21 protein-coding genes are annotated in these 19,685 nt (G+C 69.4%); 16 read left to right on the top strand and 5 right to left on the bottom strand.

The window, feature by feature from the left end:
- Positions 1–4: 4 nt before the first annotated feature.
- Genes ACZ6DL_RS10705 through mnhG form a run of 6 tightly spaced genes read left to right on the top strand, consistent with a single transcriptional unit; the run spans position 5 to position 6,044 of the window.
- Positions 5–2,899, top strand: coding sequence for a Na+/H+ antiporter subunit A (locus tag ACZ6DL_RS10705; RefSeq protein ID WP_466050290.1), 2,895 nt, complete (start codon positions 5–7; stop codon positions 2,897–2,899).
- Complete coding sequence (locus ACZ6DL_RS10700) at positions 2,896–3,273, top strand: Na(+)/H(+) antiporter subunit C (protein ID WP_466050289.1); 378 nt, start codon at positions 2,896–2,898, stop codon at positions 3,271–3,273. Before ACZ6DL_RS10705 ends, ACZ6DL_RS10700 begins: the two co-directional genes overlap by 4 nt.
- Positions 3,270–4,883 (top strand): Na+/H+ antiporter subunit D, encoded by a 1,614-nt coding sequence (locus tag ACZ6DL_RS10695; protein ID WP_466050288.1) that lies wholly within the window; start codon positions 3,270–3,272, stop codon positions 4,881–4,883. Before ACZ6DL_RS10700 ends, ACZ6DL_RS10695 begins: the two co-directional genes overlap by 4 nt.
- A complete protein-coding gene (locus ACZ6DL_RS10690; RefSeq protein ID WP_466050287.1) occupies positions 4,880–5,455 on the top strand; it encodes a Na+/H+ antiporter subunit E in 576 nt (191 codons plus the stop codon). Before ACZ6DL_RS10695 ends, ACZ6DL_RS10690 begins: the two co-directional genes overlap by 4 nt.
- The gene (locus ACZ6DL_RS10685) at positions 5,452–5,712 is read left to right on the top strand and encodes a monovalent cation/H+ antiporter complex subunit F (protein WP_466050286.1); all 261 of its coding nucleotides are present in this window, start codon (positions 5,452–5,454) and stop codon (positions 5,710–5,712) included. The genes ACZ6DL_RS10690 and ACZ6DL_RS10685 overlap by 4 nt, the downstream gene beginning before the upstream one ends.
- A complete protein-coding gene (gene mnhG / locus ACZ6DL_RS10680) occupies positions 5,709–6,044 on the top strand; it encodes a monovalent cation/H(+) antiporter subunit G (protein WP_466050285.1) in 336 nt (111 codons plus the stop codon). Before ACZ6DL_RS10685 ends, mnhG begins: the two co-directional genes overlap by 4 nt.
- A gap of 58 nt (positions 6,045–6,102) precedes the next feature.
- On the opposite strand, the gene ACZ6DL_RS10675 is transcribed toward mnhG, so the two are convergent.
- The 4 genes from ACZ6DL_RS10675 to ACZ6DL_RS10660 form a co-directional block, all read right to left on the bottom strand.
- Positions 6,103–7,464: a DUF5933 domain-containing protein gene (locus tag ACZ6DL_RS10675; RefSeq protein WP_466050284.1), complete on the bottom strand. Its 1,362-nt coding sequence runs from the start codon at positions 7,462–7,464 to the stop codon at positions 6,103–6,105.
- 76 nt (positions 7,465–7,540) lie between these two features.
- Entirely contained in the window at positions 7,541–8,686 is a 1,146-nt protein-coding gene (locus tag ACZ6DL_RS10670; protein ID WP_391461727.1) for a glutamate--cysteine ligase, read from the bottom strand.
- A gap of 11 nt (positions 8,687–8,697) precedes the next feature.
- Positions 8,698–9,381 carry a superoxide dismutase[Cu-Zn] gene (sodC, locus tag ACZ6DL_RS10665; RefSeq protein ID WP_466050283.1) on the bottom strand — a complete coding sequence of 228 codons (684 nt, stop codon included), beginning with the start codon at positions 9,379–9,381 and terminating at the stop codon, positions 8,698–8,700.
- A 161-nt stretch (positions 9,382–9,542) separates the two neighbouring features.
- Complete coding sequence (locus ACZ6DL_RS10660; protein ID WP_466050282.1) at positions 9,543–9,782, bottom strand: LytR C-terminal domain-containing protein; 240 nt, start codon at positions 9,780–9,782, stop codon at positions 9,543–9,545.
- A 1-nt stretch (position 9,783) separates the two neighbouring features.
- Between ACZ6DL_RS10660 and ACZ6DL_RS10655 the strand changes: the two genes are divergently transcribed.
- The gene (locus tag ACZ6DL_RS10655) at positions 9,784–10,107 is read left to right on the top strand and encodes a hypothetical protein (RefSeq protein WP_393232557.1); all 324 of its coding nucleotides are present in this window, start codon (positions 9,784–9,786) and stop codon (positions 10,105–10,107) included.
- Positions 10,108–10,160: 53 nt separating this feature from the next.
- On the opposite strand, the gene ACZ6DL_RS10650 is transcribed toward ACZ6DL_RS10655, so the two are convergent.
- Entirely contained in the window at positions 10,161–10,514 is a 354-nt protein-coding gene (locus ACZ6DL_RS10650) for a DUF3263 domain-containing protein (RefSeq protein WP_040870643.1), read from the bottom strand.
- 170 nt (positions 10,515–10,684) lie between these two features.
- On the opposite strand from ACZ6DL_RS10650, the gene ACZ6DL_RS10645 reads away from it, so the two are divergent.
- From ACZ6DL_RS10645 to ACZ6DL_RS10605, 9 genes are all read left to right on the top strand, one after another.
- Complete coding sequence (locus ACZ6DL_RS10645) at positions 10,685–11,275, top strand: peptide deformylase (protein WP_040870645.1); 591 nt, start codon at positions 10,685–10,687, stop codon at positions 11,273–11,275.
- Complete coding sequence (locus tag ACZ6DL_RS10640; protein ID WP_466050281.1) at positions 11,265–12,266, top strand: N-acetylglutamate synthase, CG3035 family; 1,002 nt, start codon at positions 11,265–11,267, stop codon at positions 12,264–12,266. The genes ACZ6DL_RS10645 and ACZ6DL_RS10640 overlap by 11 nt, the downstream gene beginning before the upstream one ends.
- Positions 12,267–12,300: 34 nt before the next feature.
- Complete coding sequence (locus tag ACZ6DL_RS10635) at positions 12,301–13,131, top strand: exodeoxyribonuclease III (protein WP_466050280.1); 831 nt, start codon at positions 12,301–12,303, stop codon at positions 13,129–13,131.
- A gap of 86 nt (positions 13,132–13,217) precedes the next feature.
- The gene (locus ACZ6DL_RS10630) at positions 13,218–13,826 is read left to right on the top strand and encodes a TetR/AcrR family transcriptional regulator (protein WP_466050504.1); all 609 of its coding nucleotides are present in this window, start codon (positions 13,218–13,220) and stop codon (positions 13,824–13,826) included.
- A gap of 65 nt (positions 13,827–13,891) precedes the next feature.
- The gene (locus ACZ6DL_RS10625) at positions 13,892–15,088 is read left to right on the top strand and encodes a cupin domain-containing protein (RefSeq protein WP_466050279.1); all 1,197 of its coding nucleotides are present in this window, start codon (positions 13,892–13,894) and stop codon (positions 15,086–15,088) included.
- Positions 15,085–16,263 carry a fumarylacetoacetase gene (fahA, locus tag ACZ6DL_RS10620; RefSeq protein WP_466050278.1) on the top strand — a complete coding sequence of 393 codons (1,179 nt, stop codon included), beginning with the start codon at positions 15,085–15,087 and terminating at the stop codon, positions 16,261–16,263. The genes ACZ6DL_RS10625 and fahA overlap by 4 nt, the downstream gene beginning before the upstream one ends.
- 208 nt (positions 16,264–16,471) lie before the next feature.
- Complete coding sequence (locus ACZ6DL_RS10615; RefSeq protein ID WP_466050277.1) at positions 16,472–16,909, top strand: hypothetical protein; 438 nt, start codon at positions 16,472–16,474, stop codon at positions 16,907–16,909.
- Between the two features lie 304 nt (positions 16,910–17,213).
- The gene (thiC, locus tag ACZ6DL_RS10610) at positions 17,214–18,866 is read left to right on the top strand and encodes a phosphomethylpyrimidine synthase ThiC (protein ID WP_466050276.1); all 1,653 of its coding nucleotides are present in this window, start codon (positions 17,214–17,216) and stop codon (positions 18,864–18,866) included.
- A 315-nt stretch (positions 18,867–19,181) separates the two neighbouring features.
- Positions 19,182–19,571, top strand: a complete 390-nt coding sequence (locus ACZ6DL_RS10605; RefSeq protein WP_466050275.1) for a hypothetical protein — start codon at positions 19,182–19,184, stop codon at positions 19,569–19,571.
- Positions 19,572–19,685: the final 114 nt, after the last annotated feature.

The following is a 19,685-nucleotide window of genomic DNA, read 5'->3' as shown; positions in this document are numbered from 1 at the left end:
AAGTTTGCTCGCAATCCTGCTCGTGCACGCCGCAGCCGCCCTGGTGGCTCCGCTGGGGGTGCGGGCACTGGGGCGCAATGCTTTCTACCTGCTGGCCGCGGTCCCGCTCGGCAGTTCGGCCTGGGTGATCGCGAATTGGTCCGAGCCGCAGCGCGTCCGGCTGACCTGGGCGCCGAGCATCGGCCTGAACATCGATCTGCGTTTCGACACGCTCGCTGCCATCCTGTGCCTGCTCGTGCTGGGCATCGGAGCGCTGGTGCTGGTGTACTGCGCCAGGTACTTCGAGAACGACGAGCCGCGGCTGGGGGTGTTCGCCGCCGAGCTCGTCGCGTTCGCCGGGGCCATGTTCGGGCTGGTCACCAGCGACAACATGGTGCTGCTCTACGTGTTCTGGGAAGCGACCACGGTGCTGTCGTTCCTGCTGATCGGCCACAAAGCCGAGCAGGCGGCCAGCAGACGAGCCGCGATCCAGGCGCTGCTGGTGACCGGGGCCGGCGGATTGGCGATGCTGGCCGGCATCGTCGTGCTCGGCACCGCGAACGGCAGCTATCTGCTGTCGGATCTGCTGTCCGGCGCCCCGAGCGGGACGGCCGTCGACGTGGCGGTGGCGCTGCTGCTGGTGGGCGCGCTCACCAAATCCGCCGTGGTGCCCTTGCATTTCTGGCTGCCCGGCGCGATGGCCGCGCCGACGCCGGTGAGCGCGTACCTGCACGCCGCGGCCATGGTGAAGGCCGGTGTGTACTTGATCGCCCGGCTCGCACCGACGTTCGCGCAGAACCCGGTGTGGCACCCGCTGGTGCTCACCCTCGGCCTGGCGTCGATGCTGTTGGCCGGGCTGCGCGCACTACAGGTCGTGGATCTGAAATTGGTGCTGGCCTTCGGCACGGTGAGCCAGCTGGGCTTCCTGATCGTGCTGGTCGGCCTCGGCACGCCCGCCGCGGCGCTGGCCGGAGTGACGATGATCGTCGCGCACGCGCTGTTCAAGGCGAGCCTTTTCCTGGTGGTCGGGATCATCGATCACGGTGCGGGAACCCGCGACCTACGCCGGTTGTCCGGTCTCGGCCGCCGGGCCCCGATGCTGTGCGCCACCGCGATCCTCGCCGCGCTCAGCATGGCGGGCATTCCGCCGCTGCTCGGCTTCGTCGGTAAGGAGAGCGCACTGAGCGCCGTGCTGGACGCGGACATACTCGCCGCGCCCGCCCGCGGCGCGGTGTTCGCCGGGGTGGTGCTCGGCTCGATGCTGACCGTCGGCTACAGCATCAGGTTCGTCTGGGGGGCGTTCGCGGACAAGGGTGTCGAGCCGGACCCCCCTCCCGGCGCCGCGCCCCTGGCCCACCATCCGAGCGAAGTGCCCGTCGCCGGGCGGGAATCCGAGGATCGCCTCCGCTGGCACCCGCCGGGCGCGCTGTTCCTGGCGGCACCGGTGATCCTCGCCGCCGCGAGCGTCGCGGCCGGTCTCGCGCCGTCCTGGCTGGACGCACAGTTGCGCCCCTATGCCGAAACGTTTGCCGGACCCTCGCTTTCCCATCTGGCGCTGTGGCACGGCTTCACCCCCGCGCTGGCGTGGACGCTGCTGATCGTCGCGGTCGGTGTCGGGCTGTACCGGCTGCGCGCCCGCTTCACCGAATCGGCGCACCCGCGCCTCGGCAACGCCGACCGCGCCTACGACGCCACGCTGCGCGCGATGGACACCCTCTCGCTGCGAATGACCGGCGCCGTGCAACGCGGATCGCTGCCGCTGAGCCAGGCGGCGATCCTGGTCACCCTGATCATCCTGCCGACCGTCCTGCTCGCCCTCGGCACCCGCACCGGCGTCACGCTGCGCCTGTGGGATTCGCCGCTGCAAGCGGCCGTCGGCGTGATCATGGCGGTGACCGCGCTCGCCGCGACAGTGCTGCGCAACCGATTGGCGAGCGTGCTGGTGGTGGGCGTGACCGGATATGGCAGCGGCGTGATCTTCGCGCTGCACGGCGCACCCGACCTCGCACTGACCCAATTCCTGGTGGAGACGCTGACACTGGTGATCTTCGTCCTCGTCCTGCGCGCATTCCCCGCGCGGATCGAGGCCCGCCGCAGGACCGCGTTCAAGATCCGCAGGGCGATTCTGGCCGCGGGGACCGGAACGGTGGTCGCGGTCCTGGCCGGTTTCGCCGTCGCGGCACGCACCGCCGAACCCGTCTGGCCCCGGATTCCCGAGGCCGCCTACACATTCGGTGGTGGAAAGAACGCCCTGAACGTCCTGCTCGTAGACCTGCGGGCGTGGGATACCCTCGGCGAGATCTCGGTACTCGTCGTAGCCGCCACCGGCGTGGCCTCCCTGGTGTTCCGCAGCAGGCGTTTCGGCAGCGCCCCGCGCGCGGCGGACTCCCCCGATTACGACCCGGAACTGGTGAGCTGGCTGCCTGCGGGCCGGTTGGTCGACCGGGCCGATCGATCGATGGTCCTGCAGATCACCACGCGGCTGGTGTTCCCGACCGTCATGGTGCTGTCGGTCTACTTCTTCTTCTCCGGCCACAACGCGCCGGGCGGCGGGTTCGCGGGCGGACTCACCGCGGGGCTCGCGCTGACCCTGCGGTATCTCGCGGGCGGCCGCTACGAACTGGGCGAGGCGCTCCCCGTCGACGCGGGCCATGTTCTCGGCGCGGGCCTCACCTTGGCCGCGGGCACCGCGGTCTCGTCGCTGCTACTCGGCGCGCCGCCGCTGTCCTCGGCGATCATCGAGGTCTCGCTGCCGGTGGTCGGCCACGTCAAAGTGGTCACCGCGCTGCTGTTCGATCTCGGCGTCTATCTCATCGTGGTCGGCCTGGTGCTGGACGTCCTGCGCAGCCTCGGCGCGCGGCTGGACAGCGAGCTGGCCGACGCCGATACCCCGGCCACGAAGGGCGGTTCCGGCGCATGACGGCGAATCTGACCCTGCTGATCGTGATCGGCGTCCTGGTCGCGTGCGGGGTGTATCTGCTCCTGGAACGCGCGGTGTCGAAGATGCTGCTCGGGCTGATCCTGTTCGGCAACGCGGTGAACCTGCTGATCCTCACCGCGGGCGGCGCCAACGGCAAGCCGCCCATCCGCGGCGCGGCCGAGACCGAGGAGATGGCCGACCCGCTCGCCCAGGCGATGGTGCTCACCGCCATCGTGATCACCATGGGCATCGCGGCATTCGTGCTCGCCCTCGCCTACCGCGCCTACATGCTCACCACCAGCGACGACGTCGCCAACGACCAGGAAGACGAGGATGTCGCCCGGCGGCGTGCCGGAGAGGATCCGGAGACGTGAACCTCTCGCCCGGCCTGCTGCCGATCCTCGCGCCGCTGCCGGTACTCGTTCCGCTGCTCGGCGCCGCCGCCACCCTCGTGTTCGGCCGCAGGCCCCGCATCCAGAGCGTGGTCATCCTCGGCGCGCTCACCGCCGTCGTGGTGATCTGCGGGTTGCTGCTGTATCTGGCCGACCGGGACGGCACCACCGCGTTGCAAGTCGGCAACTGGGCGGCCCCGATCGGCATCACGCTGGTGGTGGACCGGCTCTCGGCGGCGATGCTGGTCGTCTCGTCCATCGTGCTGCTCTCGGTCGCCCTCTACGGCGCGGGCCAGAACATCCGCGACGGCGACGAACGGCAGCCCACCTCCATCTACCGGCCCACGTATCTGGTGCTGACCGCCGGTGTCTCGGCCGCCTTCCTCGCCGGTGACCTGTTCAACCTCTTCGTGGGCTTCGAAATCCTGCTCGCGGCCTCGTTCGTGCTGCTGACGGTGGGCGCGACCACCGAGCGCATCCGGGCGGGCGTGGCCTACGTGATGGTGTCGATGGTCTCGTCGCTGATCTTCCTCACCGGCATCGGGCTGACCTACGCGGCCACCGGAACGCTGAATCTCGCCCAGCTCGCCGTCCGGTTCGGCGCCGTGCCGGACGGCACCCGCACGGCGATCTTCGCGGTGCTGCTGGTGGCGTTCGGCATCAAGGCGGCCGTCTTCCCGCTGTCGAACTGGCTGCCCGATTCCTACCCGACCGCCCCGGCTCCGGTCACCGCCGTGTTCGCCGGTCTGCTCACCAAAGTGGGTGTGTACGCGATCATCCGGACCCACTCGCTGCTGTTCCCCGACGGCGGCTTCGACTCGGTGCTGCTGGTATGCGGCCTGCTCACCATGCTCGTGGGCATCCTCGGCGCCATCGCGCAGAGCGACATCCGCCGTCTGCTGTCGTTCACGCTGGTCAGCCACATCGGATACATGGTGTTCGGAGTCGGGCTGGCCACCGCGTCCGGGCTGGCGGGCGCGGTGTTCTATGTGGCGCACCACATTCTGGTGCAAACGGCGCTGTTCCTGGTGGCCGGCCTGATCGAGCGGCAAGCCGGATCGACCTCGCTGCGCAGACTGGGCGGGCTCGCCGCGGCCAGCCCGCTGTTGGCGGTGCTGTTCCTCATCCCCGCGCTGAATCTCGGCGGAATACCGCCGTTCTCCGGATTCATCGGCAAGGTCGCGCTCTTGCAGGCGGGCGCCGAGCGCGGCAGCGCGCTGGCCTGGGTGCTGGTCGGGGGCGCCGTGCTCACCAGCCTGCTCACGCTCTATACCGTGGCCAGGGTGTGGAGCAAAGCGTTCTGGCGGCCCCGCGCGGACGCGCCGGAGGGCCATCTCACGGCGGCGAAGCCTCCGACGCTCATCGAGGATGCGACCGACGTGCACTACGACGAGCGCACCGACCCCGGCCGGATGCCGCCGCTGATGGTGTTGTCCACCGCGGCGCTCGTGACGGTCGGGTTGTGCCTGACCGTGCTGGCCGGCCCGATTCTCACGATCGCCGACCGGGCCGCGGCCGACCTGCGCGACCCCGGCGTGTACATCGGCGCGGTACTGGGTGATTCGCGCGGCGATCGGGGAGAACCGCGATGAGCGTCGAGCAGAGCGGGCGCGGCCGACGGCGTGAGACGGTCGTCCGGATCGGCGTACTCGCGTGGCTCACCATGGTCTGGCTCGCCCTGTGGGGCGATCTCAGTGTCGCGAACCTGCTGGGCGGGCTGGTGGTCGCCGCCCTGATCATGCTTGCGCTGCCACTGCCGCGCGTGCCGGTGTCCGGTCGGCTGAATCCGCTTCCGCTGGTCGCGTTGATCGTGTCGAGCGCGTATTACGCGCTGGAGTCCAGCCTCCAGGTCGCCTGGTTCGCGATCCGCCCGGCTCCGATGCCGGTGTCCGGGGTGCTGCGGGTATACGCCCGCACGAGATCGGATCTGGTGCTGGTGCTGTGGACCGATGTGCTCAACCTGATCCCCGGCACGATGGTGCTGGAGATCGATCGCAGGCGCTGGGTCGTCTACGTCCACGTCCTCGACGTCGGCAGCGACGCCGCCGTGGACGAGTTCCACCGGATCACCCGGCGGCTGGAACGCCTGCTGATCGATGCGTTCGAGCGTCCGACCGGCTGGCCGCGCTCCCGGAGCGCCGCGCTCCCGGAGGTGCCATCGTGACCGTCGTCGCCGTAATCGCCGCCGTCATCCTGACCGTGGCCGGGCTGCTCACCACCTACCGTGTCGTCATGGGGCCCAGCACGCTGGACCGGGTCGTCGCGGTCGACTCGCTGATGGCCATCGCCGCCTCCGGCCTGGCCGTGTGGGCGGCCTACAGCGCCGACACCACCGTGGTGCCGGCGATCGTCGCGCTGGCGCTGGTCGGATTCCTCGGCTCGGCCGCGGTGTCCCGATTCCGGGTGCGGGACGACAAATGAACCTCTGGCACACGCTCGCGGGCGCCCTGATCCTGTTCGGCTCGACGCTGGCGCTGACTGCGGCGATCGGGATCGTGCGCTTCCCCGACACGCTCACCCGGATGCACGCCGCCACCAAACCGCAGGTCATCGGGCTGATCCTGGTGCTGGCGGGCGCCGCGATCCAGCTGCGCGGGCACGGCAACGTCTGGACGCTGGTGCTGGTCGGGCTGTTCACGCTGCTCACGGCCCCGGTGATCGCCCACCTCATCGGCCGCACCGCCTACCGCGAGCAGCGCTACCGTGACGGTCTGTTGCGCGTCAACGCTTTGCGCGACGACGACGTCGATTAGCCCCGCTCAGCGCGTGGCGGGCTCGACCCCACGCCTGCCGGCTCGGCCGGACCGCGGCTCATGGCGTGGCGGGTTCGACCTCTCGTTCGGCCCGCAGCGGTTGCCGCACGGTCACGAACCACGTCGCGTGGAACGCCGCCGCCAGTCCGGCCAGCAGCCCGAGCACCACCGTGCCCGCGAGCACCGGGTACTCGGCCATCGGCACCGCGAGGTAGCGGTAGGCCAGCAGTAGCGCGGCCAGGACGACCACACCGGAGCCGACCAGCCGGACCCGGAACCATCCCCAGCCGCCGCGCTCCGGCTCGCGCAGCGCCGATTCGACGGTGAGGCACAGCACCGCGCCCGCGACCAGGTCGACACCGTAGTGGTAGCCGAAACCGAGGGTGGCGGTGAGGGTGGCCAGCAGCCAGAACGCGCCGCCCCAGCGCAGCCAGGCCGGGGCCGGCTCGCCGTCGCTGTCGCGGCGGGTGTGCAGGAACACCGACAGCGCCCAGGCCGTGTGCATCGAGGGCATGCAGTTGCGCGGAATCGCCGCGTCGAACGGAAGCGGCAGCGGATTCCGGTCGATCGGCGGCACCACACCCGGCCAGTAGTTGCCCAATTGCAGCCCGTTTCCGTCCGGTCCGAACGCGAACATCGGCCCGACCACCGGGAACAGCACGTACACCAGGGGGCCGATCAATCCGAGCACCAGGAAGGTCCGCACCAGATAGTGCGACGGCCACCGGCCCGACGACACCACCCCGCGCAGCTGCCACACCGCCACGACGATGGCCGCTACGGGCAGCTCGATGTAGACCCAGTGCAGCACCGCGTAGACCACCGGCCCGAGCGCGTCGACCGCCCGGCCGAGCACCCACGACGGATCGCCCAGCGCGTGGTCGGCCAGGATCACGTATTCGTCGAGCACCGTCGGCCTGCCGATCACGGTGACGTGCAGCCAGACATCGCCGACCTTGGTGGCCAGGATGAGCAGCGCGCCGAGCGCGGCCGCGTGCAGCGCGTTCCGCCGTTCGGCGCCCGACCAGCGCAGCCAGGCCACCAATGCCAGGCCGGTCAGCACGGTCACCGGTCCGTTCCCGATCACGAACGGCTCTCCGGCCAACAAGCGGGCGCCCGCCCACGCCACGTCGACGGCGACAGCGGCGCCCACCGCGACCAGCCTGCGGCGGGCCGAGATGCCCACCAGCGCAAGGACCAGCCCGGCCCAGGGCACCGACATGGACTTGGGAGTGCCGATATAGTCCCGCGCCACGCTCTCCAGCGGGCCGTCGAACCCCTGCCAGACGGCGACGACCTGCAATACGATCAGCAGGACAGGCACCGCGGCCACCGCCGCGGTGACCCGGACCCGGGTCCGCGGTACGGGACGGCGCGATACCGCGCTTCCTGCTTTGGCACCCGGGTCTTCGACTAGCATCCGACCATAGTAAACGGGGGATGAACGCCATCCCCCTGGCCAGCTGAACGACAGCCGACCTATCCGCGCCCGGACGTTACTGTCTCAGCTCCTCGACCAGCGCATCCACCACCGCGATCAGGTCGCCCTGCGACGCCGCGGCGACGCGGCGCTGCCGTTGATAGGACGCGCCCCGCTTGGGGATCTCGGCGACCATCGCGAGCTCGTCCGCGCAGCCCAGTCGCGCCGCCGTCGGCTCCAGCCGGTTCAGCAGATCGTCCAGGTCGTCGGTGACCAGGCGCTCGTTGCTGTCGGCATCGGTGATGATGATCGCGTCCAGTCCGTACCGGGCGGCCCGCCACTTGTTCTCCTGCACATGCCACGGCGGCAGGGTGGGCAGGGTTTCGCCGTTCTCGACGCGCTGGTCCAGGTCGACGATCAGGCAATGGATGAGCGCGGCCAGCGCGGCGAGTTCGGCGCGCGTGGAGATGCCGTCGCAGACCCGCACCTCGATGGTGCCCCACTTGGGCGCCGGGCGGATGTCCCAGTGCATGCCGCCCAGCTGGGTGAACACACCGGTCTTGACCTCGTCGTGCACGAAATGCTCGAACTGGGTCCAGTTCTCGAACTGGAACGGCAGGCCCGCGGTCGGCAACTGCTGGAACATCAGCGTCCGGTTGCTGGCGTAGCCGGTGTCGGATCCGGACCACATCGGCGAGCCCGCCGACAGCGCGAGCAGATGCGGATACGACAGCAGCAACGAGTTGAGGATCGGAAACACCTTGTCGCGGTGAGATACTCCGACGTGCACGTGCACGCCCCAGATCATCATCTGGCGACCCCACCACTGCGTGCGCTCGATCAGCTCGTCGTAGTGCTCCGACCGGGTGAGCTGCTGGGCCGACCACTGCGCGAACGGATGGGTGCCCGCGCAGAACAGGTCGACGCCGAGCGGGTCGGCCGCGCGCCGCACCGTGTTCATGGTGCCGGTCAGGTCCTCCACCGCCGCCCCCACGGTGTCGTGCACGCCGGTGACGAGCTCGACGGTGTTGCGCAGCAGCTCCTTGGTCACCTGCGGTGTGCCGTCGTGGGCCCGCAGCTCACCGAGTGAATCGAACACCGCGGCGGCGGTGTTCGACAGGTCGCGGGTCACCTTGTCCACCAAGGCGATCTCCCATTCGACCCCGATCGTGGGCCGGGGCGAACCTTCGAAGGGAACGTGCTCGATTCCTGCCCCGGCCATATACCACCGCGCTACTGGATCACGCCACAGGCGACACGGCCGCCCGCGTCACCCGTCGCTAGGGTCGTCTCGTCCGGACCCGCGACGCCATCGGCGCGGTTGTAACGGTTGGGGATGTTGCCGAAGTTGTCGGCGTCGGCGTGGATAATCAGGGCCTTGCCCTTCACATCGTCAAGGGTCACCGCGTCGGTGCTGGTGACCAGCTTGGCGACGCCGTCGCCACGCACCTCCAGCGAGGTCAGATCACCGCTGGCCGGGTGCGCGTTGGCGCTGCCCACCTGCAGATGACCACCGGCGGACAGGAAATCGCCCGCCGGGCCGCCGGTCGGTGCGACGGAGTTCGGCTCGCACTTGCCCACCTGGTGCACATGCAGGCCGTGGAAGCCGGGGCGCAGCCCGTGCGCCTCGACGGTGACCTGCAGGTGGTTGCCGTCCTTGGCGAAGTTCGCGGTGCCGACCGAGGCGCCCGAGGGGTCTTTCAACTGCACGTTCACCCCCTGCTCCGCGCTCGGCGCGCCGTGCTCGGTGCTCGACTGCCCGGCCGGGGCGGCGGACCCGGTCCACATCGGCGGGGTGGTTCCCTGGACGTCACTCGACTCCTGGCTGTTCGAGCAGGCGGCGAGGCCGAACACCGCGACCGCGAGCACCGGGGTCACAGTCCGCCAGGACGGGCGGCGAGTTGTGGACGGGGCCATCGGGGAACTCCTTTACGAGTACCGAGTTTACGAGTAAAGCTGGGTGGACACGTTCGTTACCGGACAAGATGATGCCACGCCGCCATGCCGTGTCCCCGACAGGGCGGCGCGCCCTCACCTCACGTTCGCCGGTCCGAGCGTGCGAACAGCGGCCACACGGGTCAGTTACCCGTGACGATCACCGTTACACCCGGTCCGGTGTCCCCGATTCCGTCCGACTTCGGCGCCACCGACGCGCCGAGCTCGTCCGCGACGGCCTGCGCCGCCTCCTTGTCGCCGGGCGAAGTGCCGTAGTACACAGTGGTTTTCGAGATACTCGCGCCGGGGTAGTTGCCCGTTTCCGCGATCGTCCACCCGCTTGCCGAGAGCTGGCCCGCCGTCTTGGCGGCGAGTCCGGGCACCATGCTGTTGTTCAGCACGCGCACCGGGACCGAACGGGCCGCCGTGGAGGTGGTCGGCGCGGCGGTCGTGGTCGGCGTGACCGTCGCCACCGCGGTGGACGAGGACGCGACCGAGGTCGCCGCCTTGGGCGTGGTCGTGCTCGCCGGAATCTGGGGCGCGGCCGTCGCGCTCGAGGTGGGCGATTCGCTGGTCCCCGAGGCGTCGCTGTCGGCGTCGGAACTCGACAACGACATCGCGCCCAGACCGGCGAAGACGATGGCCAACGCGATCAGCACCATCGCAAGGGCGCGCAACGGTGGCCCACCGGAGGTGGGATTCGGGTAGCTCACCCTCGCGAGCCTAGTCGCACGGGGCGGGTCCGGGTCCGCATCGCCGGGTCAGACCTGGAATCCCAGCCGCCGCGCCGCACGCGCCTTCTGCCTGCTCGCGCGCAGCCTGCGCAGCCGCTTCACCAGCATCGGGTCGGCGGCCAGCGACTCCGGCCGGTCGACCACCGCGTTGAGCACTTGGTAGTAGCGGGTCGGCGACATGGCGAACAGCTCGCGGATCGCCTCCTCCTTGGCCCCCGCGTACTTCCACCACTGCCGCTCGAAAGCCAGGATGTCGAGTTCGCGACGGCTCAACCCGGAGCCGTCCGCCTGGTCGGCCGGAGCCTGCCCTGTCGTGACATCTTCGCTCGCGGAAGGGCCGTCCTGGCTCTCGGAAAGATTCCGTGCCGCTGCGCCGTCCATCTCGCTCCCTCGCCGAGTGACCACCAGACGAAAATAGTGCTTGTACGTCGCGGAACATTCAACCACGCAGCCCGGGAATCGCCCGGGCCACGACGCGGCGTGTTCCCTACCTGCCGGTAGCGGCGGTACCCGGAGCGCTGTGACGTGGCACCCACGGCAATAATTGGCCCATGGCAATCCTCCCGATCGTGATCGTCGGCGACCCGGTTCTGCACAACCCGACCGAACGGGTCACCCGATCGCCGGAGGAATTGGCTCCGCTCATCGCGGACATGTACGAGACGCTCGACGCGGCGCACGGCGTCGGTCTCGCGGCCAACCAGGTCGGCGTTCCGCTGCGCCTGTTCGTCTACGACTGCCCCGACCTGGGCGCGGACGGTGCCGCGACCCGGCGCCGCGGCGTGGTGGTCAACCCGGTACTGGAGACCTCGCAGATCCCGGAGTCGATGCCCGACCCGGACGACGACGAGGAGGGCTGTCTGTCGGTGCCCGGCGAGCAGTTCCCCACCGGCCGCGCCGACTGGGCGAAGGTGACCGGCACCGACGAGCACGGCGAGCCGGTCGAGGTGGAGGGCAAGGGTTTCTTCGCCCGCATGCTCCAGCACGAGGTCGGGCACCTGGACGGGTTCCTCTACGTGGACGTGCTGATCGGCCGCAACGCACGGGCCGCCAAGAAGGCGATCAAACGCAACGGCTGGGGCACACCGGGTTTGAGCTGGCTGCCCGGCACCGATCCCGACCCGTTCGGGCATGACGACTGACCCCGCCGCCGGCCTGCCCGATATTCCGCTCGGCCGCCGCGTGGTGCTGCGCTATCGGTTGCCCGCGGGTTATCCCCAACCGTTGACCGACGTGATCGGCGAACTCGTCGCGCTGGATCCGCCGACGGTGCGCGGCGCCGACGGCACGGTCGTCTCGGTGGCGCCGGAGCGCGTGGTGGCGCTGAAAGCGCTCGGTCCAAGGCCGATTCGCACCAAGGAGATCCGCGCGCTGGAGGCCGCGGCCGCCTACGCCTGGCCGGGCGTGGAACACGCGTGGATCGACGGCTGGCTGGCGCGGGCGGGCGGTGGATACACCGGGCGGGCGAACTCCGCTGTGCCGCTGGGCAGTTCCGAGGCGCCCGCCACCGTGTCTGCGGAGACGCTGCACCGTATCGGCGAGTGGTACACCGCGCACGGCCTGCCGTTGCAGCTCGCGCTGCCCGATCGGCTGGCCCCCGTGCCGCCCGGCTGGCACAGCTGGCGAGAAACGCTCATGCTCGCCATCGACATCGACAATTTCGTGCTGCCCCAGGGTCCTTCGATGGTGCGGATCGCCGGCGCCCCCGACGCCGACTGGCTGGAGATGCACCGTTACGGCGGCGAAGTTCACACCGGGCAGGCGATTGCCACACCGGATCCCGAGGTGCTGACCGCGGTTCTCGACGGCGAACTCGGCTTCGCCTCGCTCGGCCTGCCGCGCCCCATCGCGATCGGCCGCGGCGCGCTCACCACCGCCCCGGACGGGCGCCGCTGGGTCGGCCTCACCTGTGTGGCCGTCGCCGCCGCGCATCGCAGGCACGGGCTCGGCTCGCTGGTCTGCGCCGCACTGGTGCGCTGGGGCCACGACCGCGGCGCGACCCACGCCTACCTCCAGGTGGAGGCCACCAACGAGGCGGCCCGAGCGATGTACCGCGAACTGGGCTTCGTCGAACACCACGCCTACCGCTACGCCGCGCCGGAGCCACTCGCCGGGCCCGGCGGCCTGCGGTAGAACAGACCTGTCACCCGCGCGAAGGAAGGCCGCCGTGCGTCTCGCCACCTGGAATGTCAACTCGATCCGCTCCCGGCTCGACCGTGTCGCGGACTGGCTCGACCGCCAGGACATCGACGTGCTTGCCCTTCAGGAGACCAAGTGCCGGGACGACCAGTTCCCGTTCGAGCGCTTCGACGAACTGGGCTACGAAGTGGCCCACCTGGGCATCAACCAGTGGAACGGCGTGGCGATCGCCTCCCGGGTCGGCCTCGCCGACGTGGAATTCGCCTTCCACGGTCAACCCGGTTTCGACAAGGACGCGGGCGAGTCGCTGATCAGCACGCCGGTCGTCGAGTCCCGCGCGATCGGGGCCACCTGCGGTGGCGTGCGGGTGTGGAGCCTGTACGTGCCCAACGGCCGCACCTTGGCCGACCCGCACTACGCCTACAAGCTGGAATGGCTTGCCGCGCTGCGGGACAACGGCGCACGCTGGCTGGCCGAGAACCCGCAGGCCAAGATCGCGCTGGTGGGCGACTGGAACATCGCGCCGACCGACGACGATGTCTGGTCCGTGGAGTACTTCGCCGACAAGACGCACACGTCGAAACCGGAACGCGATGCCTTCCAGGCCGTCGTGGACGCCGGGTACGCGGACGTCATGCGTCCGTTCGCGCCCGGGCCGGGCGTCTACACCTACTGGGACTACACCCAGCTGCGCTTCCCGCGCAAAGAGGGGATGCGCATCGATTTCATCCTCGCCTCCCCCGCGCTCGCCGCCACCGTGACGGACGCGATGGTCGATCGCGAGGCACGAAAGGGCAAGGGCGCCAGCGACCACGCTCCGGTGATCGCCGAATTCGCCGACGATCCCGGGCCCTCGTGACCCGCCCCGCGCAGCCACCCTTCCCCCGCCGCGGCGGGAACCGGGCAACCGGCGCCCGGCTGGGCGGGGTGAACAGCGACTCGGCCATGGGGCAACGGCAGCGGGCGCAGCACCTCGGCCCGGAGCGCCGCCGCCCGCAGGTACTCGACACCGCGCTCGCCATCGCCGTGGACAACGGCATCGCCGCGGTCACCATGGCCGCGATCGCGGAGCGGATGAACGTGACCCGGCCGGTGGTCTACGCCTGCTTCGCCGATCGGGTCGAGCTGATCGAGGCGCTGATCCAACGCGAGGAGGGCTACCTGGTCAGCGGCGTGCTGGAGGTGGTGAAGCCGCGCGACGTGGACGCGGACGAGACCGTGTTCGTCGAGGGGTTCCGCGCGCTGCTGACGAAGGCCGCGAGCCGCCCCGACGCCTGGCGGCTGGTCTACGGCAACCCCGACCCCGCCGTGGCGAACTCGTTCGGTCGCGGCCGCAAGCTGGTCATCGAGCGCTGCGCCAAGCTTCTGCGACCGACGCTGCGCGCCTGGGGCACCGCCGACGCCGAGCGCAAGCTGCCCGTGCTGGTGGAGCAGTGGGTCTCCGCGGGCGAGGGGGCGGTGCGCGCGCTGCTCGCGGACCAGGACGGCTGGACACCGGCGGATCTCGGCGCGTTCGTCGGGGCCGCGGTCTACCGCGCCCTGCGAAACGCCTGATAGACGACGCGGCCGCACTACGATGGTGATCAACTATCCGACCACCGGCTGGCGGAGGAACGGGCATGGCGTTCTATCGGCAAGTGGGTGCGGTACCGCCGAAGCGGCACACCCAGCATCGGGATGAGCAGGGCCGGCTCTACTACGAGGAGCTGATGGGCGAGGAGGGCTTCTCCGGCGACTCCTCGCTGCTCTATCACCGCGGCCTGCCGCCCGCGCTGGTCGATTCGACGGTCTGGGAGTTGCCCGATCAGCGGACCACGCCGAATCATCCACTGCGCCATCGTCATCTGCGGCTGCACAACCTGTTCCCCGGCGACACGCCGTCGGAGACCGATCCGGTCACCGGGCGGCGGTTGCTGCTCGGCAACGCCGACGTGCGCATCTCCTACGTCGTCGCCAAGGGCGGATCGCCGTTGTACCGCAACGCGATCGGAGACGAACTGGTGTACGTGGAGTCCGGCGCGGCGGTGGTCGAGACCGTGTTCGGCGCACTGCCCGCGCGGCAGGGCGATCAAGTGCTCATTCCGCGAGCCACCACGCATCGCTGGCGGCCCACCGGCCCGGAACCGCTGCGGGCGTACGTGATCGAGGCTGCCGGCCACATCACTCCGCCGAAGCGCTATCTGTCGAAGTTCGGTCAGCTGCTCGAGCACGCCCCGTACTGCGAGCGCGACCTGCACGGACCGGCCGATACGATCACCGCGACCGGCACCGAGGTGGAAGTGCTGGTCAAGCACCGGGCCGGCGGGCAGGTCGTCGGCACCCGGATGGTCTACGCCACCCACCCGTTCGACGTGGTCGGCTGGGACGGCTGCCTGTATCCGTTCACATTCAATATCGCCGACTTCGAGCCGATCACCGGGCGCATTCATCAGCCGCCGCCCGTCCATCAGGCATTCGAGGGCGGCAACTTCGTCATCTGCAATTTCGTACCGCGCAAGGTGGACTACCACCCGCTGTCGATCCCCGTGCCGTACTACCACTCCAACGTCGATTCCGACGAGGTCATGTTCTATTGCGGCGGCAACTACGAGGCGCGCAAGGGCTCCGGGATCACTCAGGGCTCGGTGTCGGTGCACCCCGGCGGTTACGCCCACGGTCCGCAACCCGGCGCCTACGAGAACAGCATCGGCATCGATTACTTCGACGAGCTGGCCGTCATGGTGGACACCTTCCGCCCGCTGGAACTCGGTGAAGGCGCCCTGGCCTGCGAGGACCCGACCTACGCGTGGACCTGGTCCGGGCGGGGCCCCGCGTGAGGACCAGGGTCGAGGTATCCCCGGAGTCTTTGTTCGGTCCGGACAACCTGCCGTACGGGGTGTTCGCGCCGCGCGGAAGAAGCCACCGGGTGGGCGTGCGGCTCGGCGAACACGTCATCGATGTGCTCGCGCTCCTGGATGATCCGGTGTTCGCCGAACCGAGCCTGAACGCCTTCCTGGCGCAGGGGCCCGTACGCTGGCGCGCGGTCCGCGACCGGATTCGCGAGGCGGTCGAAGGCGAGCTGGACAGCGCCGCCGTCCATCCCCTGTCCGACGTGGAACTGCGGCTGCCCATACGGATCGGCGACTACGTGGACTTCTACGCGAGCATCGATCACGCGACGAATCTCGGCCGCCTGTTCCGGCCGGACGGTGACCCGCTGCTGCCGAACTGGCGTCACCTGCCGGTGGGCTATCACGGACGGGCGGGGACCGTGGTGGTGTCGGGCACCGAGGTGGCGCGGCCGTGCGGGCAGCGCCGAGCCGAATCCGGCGCGCCGGAGTTCGGCCCCTCGCGGCGGCTGGACATCGAGGCCGAACTCGGCTTCGTGATCGGTGTCGGCTCGCGGCTCGGCGTGCCGGTCGGCATCGACGAGTTCGCCGACCGGGTCTTCGGCGTCGCGCTGGTCAACGATTGGTCCGCACGCGATATCCAGGCCTGGGAGTATCAACCGCTCGGGCCCTTTCTCGGTAAGTCGTTCGCGACCTCGCTCGCACCGTGGATCACCCCGCTGGCCGCCCTGGAGTCCGCGCGCATACCGCTGCCCGAGCAGTCGCCCGCGCCACTGCCCTACCTGCGGGGTAGCGAGGCGTGGGGCCTGGACATCGATCTCACCGTGGCGTGGAACGGGCAACCGGTCGCGCACCCGCCCTATGCCCGGATGTACTGGTCACCAGCGCAGATGCTCGCTCATCTCACCGCGAACGGAGCTTCCACCCGTCCCGGTGATCTGTACGCCTCGGGCACCATCTCCGGCCCCGAACCGGACCAGCGCGGGTCGTTCATCGAATTGTCCTGGGGTGGGACTCAACCGATTCCGGTGAACGACGGGCAACGCACCTTTCTCGAAGACGGCGACGAAGTGACGATCACGGCATCGGCCCCCGGTCCCCGCATGTCCCGCATCGGATTGGGCGAGGTCACCGGCCGCATCCGTCCCGCGCATCCGCGCTGAGCCCCGCTACCGAGCGGTAGTGCCGCGGGTGTCGTCGGCCGTTAGGCATCGGTTCGGCCGTCGCCGAAGGCTCTCCACCGATCCGGGTGGAGGGCGGCGAAAGTCCCCCGCTCCGGCGGAGCGCAGCAGCAATCTTCCAGCGCTTGAGCTCGTCCCCTTCCGGGTACGCCGCGGCTACGGTTGCATCCGCCAGACAAGGAGCGAGGTCATGACCGATCGCCCGGACGAAGCGCACCGCAGGCCCGACGGCGTCGACGACGCCACCATCGCCGCCACCGGCAAACTCTCGGAGGCCCTGGAGATCATCGAACGCGCCCGCGGTCACCTGTACGCCTTCCACCAGCTGACCGGCGGCGCCGACCTGGCGCTCGACGAGGCCGTGGAGCTGTTCCGCGAGGCGGGCCATGCCCGCATCGCCGACCGGATATCCACCGAATTGATCGGTCGCAACGTGCTGGCCGGACGCTGGACGTTCCAGATCATCGAGGAATACGACGACGGCTACTACGCCCTGTTCCGCGACATCGAACGCGCCGCCCGAGACGAATTGCTCGACGGTCGCCGCCACCTCTACGAAGCCGAGATGAAAGAAGCCCGCCGCACCCGCGGCGCCCCCGGCCATTCGGCCACACCGGAAGACTCGTGATCTCGACCGTCGCGCGGAGTCCTTCGCCATACCTTCCCGAGCGCCTGACCGGTCTCCCGGTATTCGGCAGCGCCTCATCCCGGCACGCGCCTCGGCACCTCGCCGCCGATGCCAGTGCCTGGGAGTTCGCTCGATCGCGGCGAATCGCCGGGCACGCGGCCGGGCGGTCCGGGTATGGTCGGGCGGGAAAATTTCACAACCAACGGGGGCTCGCACCAGCGGGCTGAGAGGACGGCTAGCCGAGAGGCGTCAGGGCCGTCGACCGTATGAACCTGACCGGGTAATGCCGGCGTAGGGAGGAAAAATGGCACCCGCCGCTGCGTCCAATGGCGCAACCGCACCAGTCGACAGCGTCACCACCGGCCCCATCGAGGGCAGCGTCAAGCACTATCTCGAAGTCGAAGACCTGCGCATACCGGTGCGCCGGATCAATCTGACCAATGGCGAACACTTCGACGTCTACGACACCTCGGGGCCGTACACCGACGAGACGGCGACGATCGATCTCGAAGGCGGTCTACCGAAGCTGCGTGACACCTGGACCAGATCCGAGGGGGCGGGCCCGCGCACCCAGCTCGCCTGGGCCCGCGAGGGCATCGTCACGCCCGAGATGCGCTTCATCGCCGCGCGCGAAGGCGTCGCGGCGGAGCTGGTGCGCGAAGAGGTCGCCGCGGGCCGCGCGGTGATCCCGGCCAACCATAAGCATCCGGAACTCGAGCCGACCATCATCGGCAAGAAATTCCTGGTCAAGATCAACGCGAACATCGGGAACTCGGCCGTCTCCTCCTCGATCGCCGAGGAGGTGGAGAAGATGGTGTGGGCGACCCGCTGGGGCGCGGACACCATCATGGACCTGTCGACCGGCAAGAACATTCACGAGACGCGCGAGTGGATCCTGCGCAACTCCCCCGTCCCGGTCGGCACCGTGCCGATCTACCAGGCGCTGGAGAAGGTGAACGGCGACCCCACCGCGCTCACCTGGGAAATCTACCGCGACACCGTGATCGAGCAGTGCGAGCAGGGCGTGGACTACATGACCGTGCACGCGGGCGTGCTGCTGCGCTACATCCCGCTGACCGCCAAGCGGGTGACCGGCATCGTCTCGCGCGGCGGGTCGATCATGGCGGCCTGGTGCCTGGCGCATCACCAGGAATCGTTCCTGTACACGCACTTCGAGGAACTCTGCGAGATCCTCGCGCGCTACGACGTCACCTTCTCCCTCGGGGACGGCCTGCGGCCCGGCTCCATCGCCGACGCCAACGACGAGGCGCAATTCGCCGAGCTGCGCACCCTGGGCGAACTGACCAAGATCGCGAAATCCCATGGTGTGCAGGTGATGATCGAGGGTCCCGGTCACGTGCCGATGCACAAGATCGTGGAGAACGTCCGGCTCGAGGAGGAGTGGTGCGAGGAGGCGCCGTTCTACACGCTCGGCCCGCTCGCCACCGACATCGCACCGGCCTACGACCACATCACCTCGGCGATCGGCGCGGCCATCATCGCGCAGGCGGGCACCGCCATGCTCTGCTACGTCACCCCGAAGGAGCACCTGGGCCTGCCCAACCGCGACGACGTGAAAGTCGGCGTGATCACCTACAAGATCGCCGCGCACGCCGCCGACCTGGCCAAGGGACACCCGCACGCCCAGCAGCGGGACGACGAACTGTCCAAGGCCCGTTTCGAATTCCGCTGGCGTGACCAGTTCGCCCTGTCCCTCGACCCGGACACCGCCCGCGAGTACCACGACGAAACGCTGCCCGCCGAACCCGCCAAGACCGCGCACTTCTGCTCGATGTGCGGCCCGAAGTTCTGCTCGATGCGGATCTCGGCGGACGTGCGCGAATACGCCGAGCGCCACGGCCTGAACGAGGTCGAGGCGCTGGAAGCGGGCATGGCGGAGAAGTCCGCCGAGTTCGCGGGCAAAGGCAACGCCGTCTACCTGCCCGTCGTCTCGTAACCACCACCCGCCGCCCGCCGCGATCCGGCGGGCGGCGGGATTCCATTTCCTGCGTACCGCAGCAGCGCGGTCCCGCAACGATGTTTCGTGCAGCCGGTCGAACACCTCCAGCACGGCTCCATCTGCATGCACAGCATCGGGAAACGCGCCCGGCGCAGCGCGGCTTCGGAATTGCCCAGCATTGTCGACGAGTCCACAGCCAATCGTTCACGCTGACTGGACCCTTCAAGGGTCCCCGGCGGCACCGGAGGGACGCCCCCGGGAAAACCCGGCGGAAATCGGTAGGCAACGACAACGACTTCAGGAGAGAGACTGTTGGAATTCGATATGTCGAAGCTGACGCCCGCGGAACGCGATTTCGTGGACGGAGCTCTGGCCAGCTGGGTCGGAGTATCGACGAACGCGCCGATCCCCGTGCGCGCACTGGGGTTTGCCGACCGTGACCGCTTCGATGAAGAAGCCGCCAGGCTCCGTCGCGCGGTCCGCGATGGAGCCATGCTGACCGAGGTCGAGACCGCGAGGGTGCTGTTTCTGAGCGAACCGGCCTTCGGCAGTGACCTCTTCGGCGCGGGCGTGGAGTTCCAACTCGTCAACGCGATACGCGATACCGAAGCAATCCAGATCCTGCGCTCACTGCAACGGAAGCTCCACACCCGTGCCGGCGCCAAAGCACTCTTCGAGCCTGAACTCTACGCACCCGAGTAAATCTGAATCGCAAGATGGGACAATTCGAAGCGGCGCCGAAATAATCAACCGGCATACACGGGCAGCCGGTCGAGACACCTGCTTGCCTGATATGTCGCCGATGCACCAGACGGG

This window comes from Nocardia sp. NPDC041819 (assembly GCF_055590505.1).
Note: the sequence above shows the minus strand (reverse complement) of the source record. Positions and strands in the feature narration are given on the sequence as shown.

Excerpts from the sequence above, each read along its gene's own strand:
- ACZ6DL_RS10700 (WP_466050289.1), top strand. The coding sequence starts at position 2,896 with ATGACGGCGAATCTGACCCTGCTGATCGTGATCGGCGTCCTGGTCGCG.
- ACZ6DL_RS10690 (WP_466050287.1), top strand. The coding sequence starts at position 4,880 with ATGAGCGTCGAGCAGAGCGGGCGCGGCCGACGGCGTGAGACGGTCGTC.
- mnhG (WP_466050285.1), top strand. The coding sequence starts at position 5,709 with ATGAACCTCTGGCACACGCTCGCGGGCGCCCTGATCCTGTTCGGCTCG.
- ACZ6DL_RS10675 (WP_466050284.1), bottom strand. The coding sequence starts at position 7,464 with ATGCTAGTCGAAGACCCGGGTGCCAAAGCAGGAAGCGCGGTATCGCGC.
- ACZ6DL_RS10670 (WP_391461727.1), bottom strand. The coding sequence starts at position 8,686 with ATGGCCGGGGCAGGAATCGAGCACGTTCCCTTCGAAGGTTCGCCCCGG.
- sodC (WP_466050283.1), bottom strand. The coding sequence starts at position 9,381 with ATGGCCCCGTCCACAACTCGCCGCCCGTCCTGGCGGACTGTGACCCCG.
- ACZ6DL_RS10655 (WP_393232557.1), top strand. The coding sequence starts at position 9,784 with ATGCTGTTGTTCAGCACGCGCACCGGGACCGAACGGGCCGCCGTGGAG.
- ACZ6DL_RS10650 (WP_040870643.1), bottom strand. The coding sequence starts at position 10,514 with ATGGACGGCGCAGCGGCACGGAATCTTTCCGAGAGCCAGGACGGCCCT.
- ACZ6DL_RS10645 (WP_040870645.1), top strand. The coding sequence starts at position 10,685 with ATGGCAATCCTCCCGATCGTGATCGTCGGCGACCCGGTTCTGCACAAC.
- ACZ6DL_RS10640 (WP_466050281.1), top strand. The coding sequence starts at position 11,265 with ATGACGACTGACCCCGCCGCCGGCCTGCCCGATATTCCGCTCGGCCGC.
- ACZ6DL_RS10630 (WP_466050504.1), top strand. The coding sequence starts at position 13,218 with ATGGGGCAACGGCAGCGGGCGCAGCACCTCGGCCCGGAGCGCCGCCGC.
- ACZ6DL_RS10625 (WP_466050279.1), top strand. The coding sequence starts at position 13,892 with ATGGCGTTCTATCGGCAAGTGGGTGCGGTACCGCCGAAGCGGCACACC.
- ACZ6DL_RS10615 (WP_466050277.1), top strand. The coding sequence starts at position 16,472 with ATGACCGATCGCCCGGACGAAGCGCACCGCAGGCCCGACGGCGTCGAC.
- thiC (WP_466050276.1), top strand. The coding sequence starts at position 17,214 with ATGGCACCCGCCGCTGCGTCCAATGGCGCAACCGCACCAGTCGACAGC.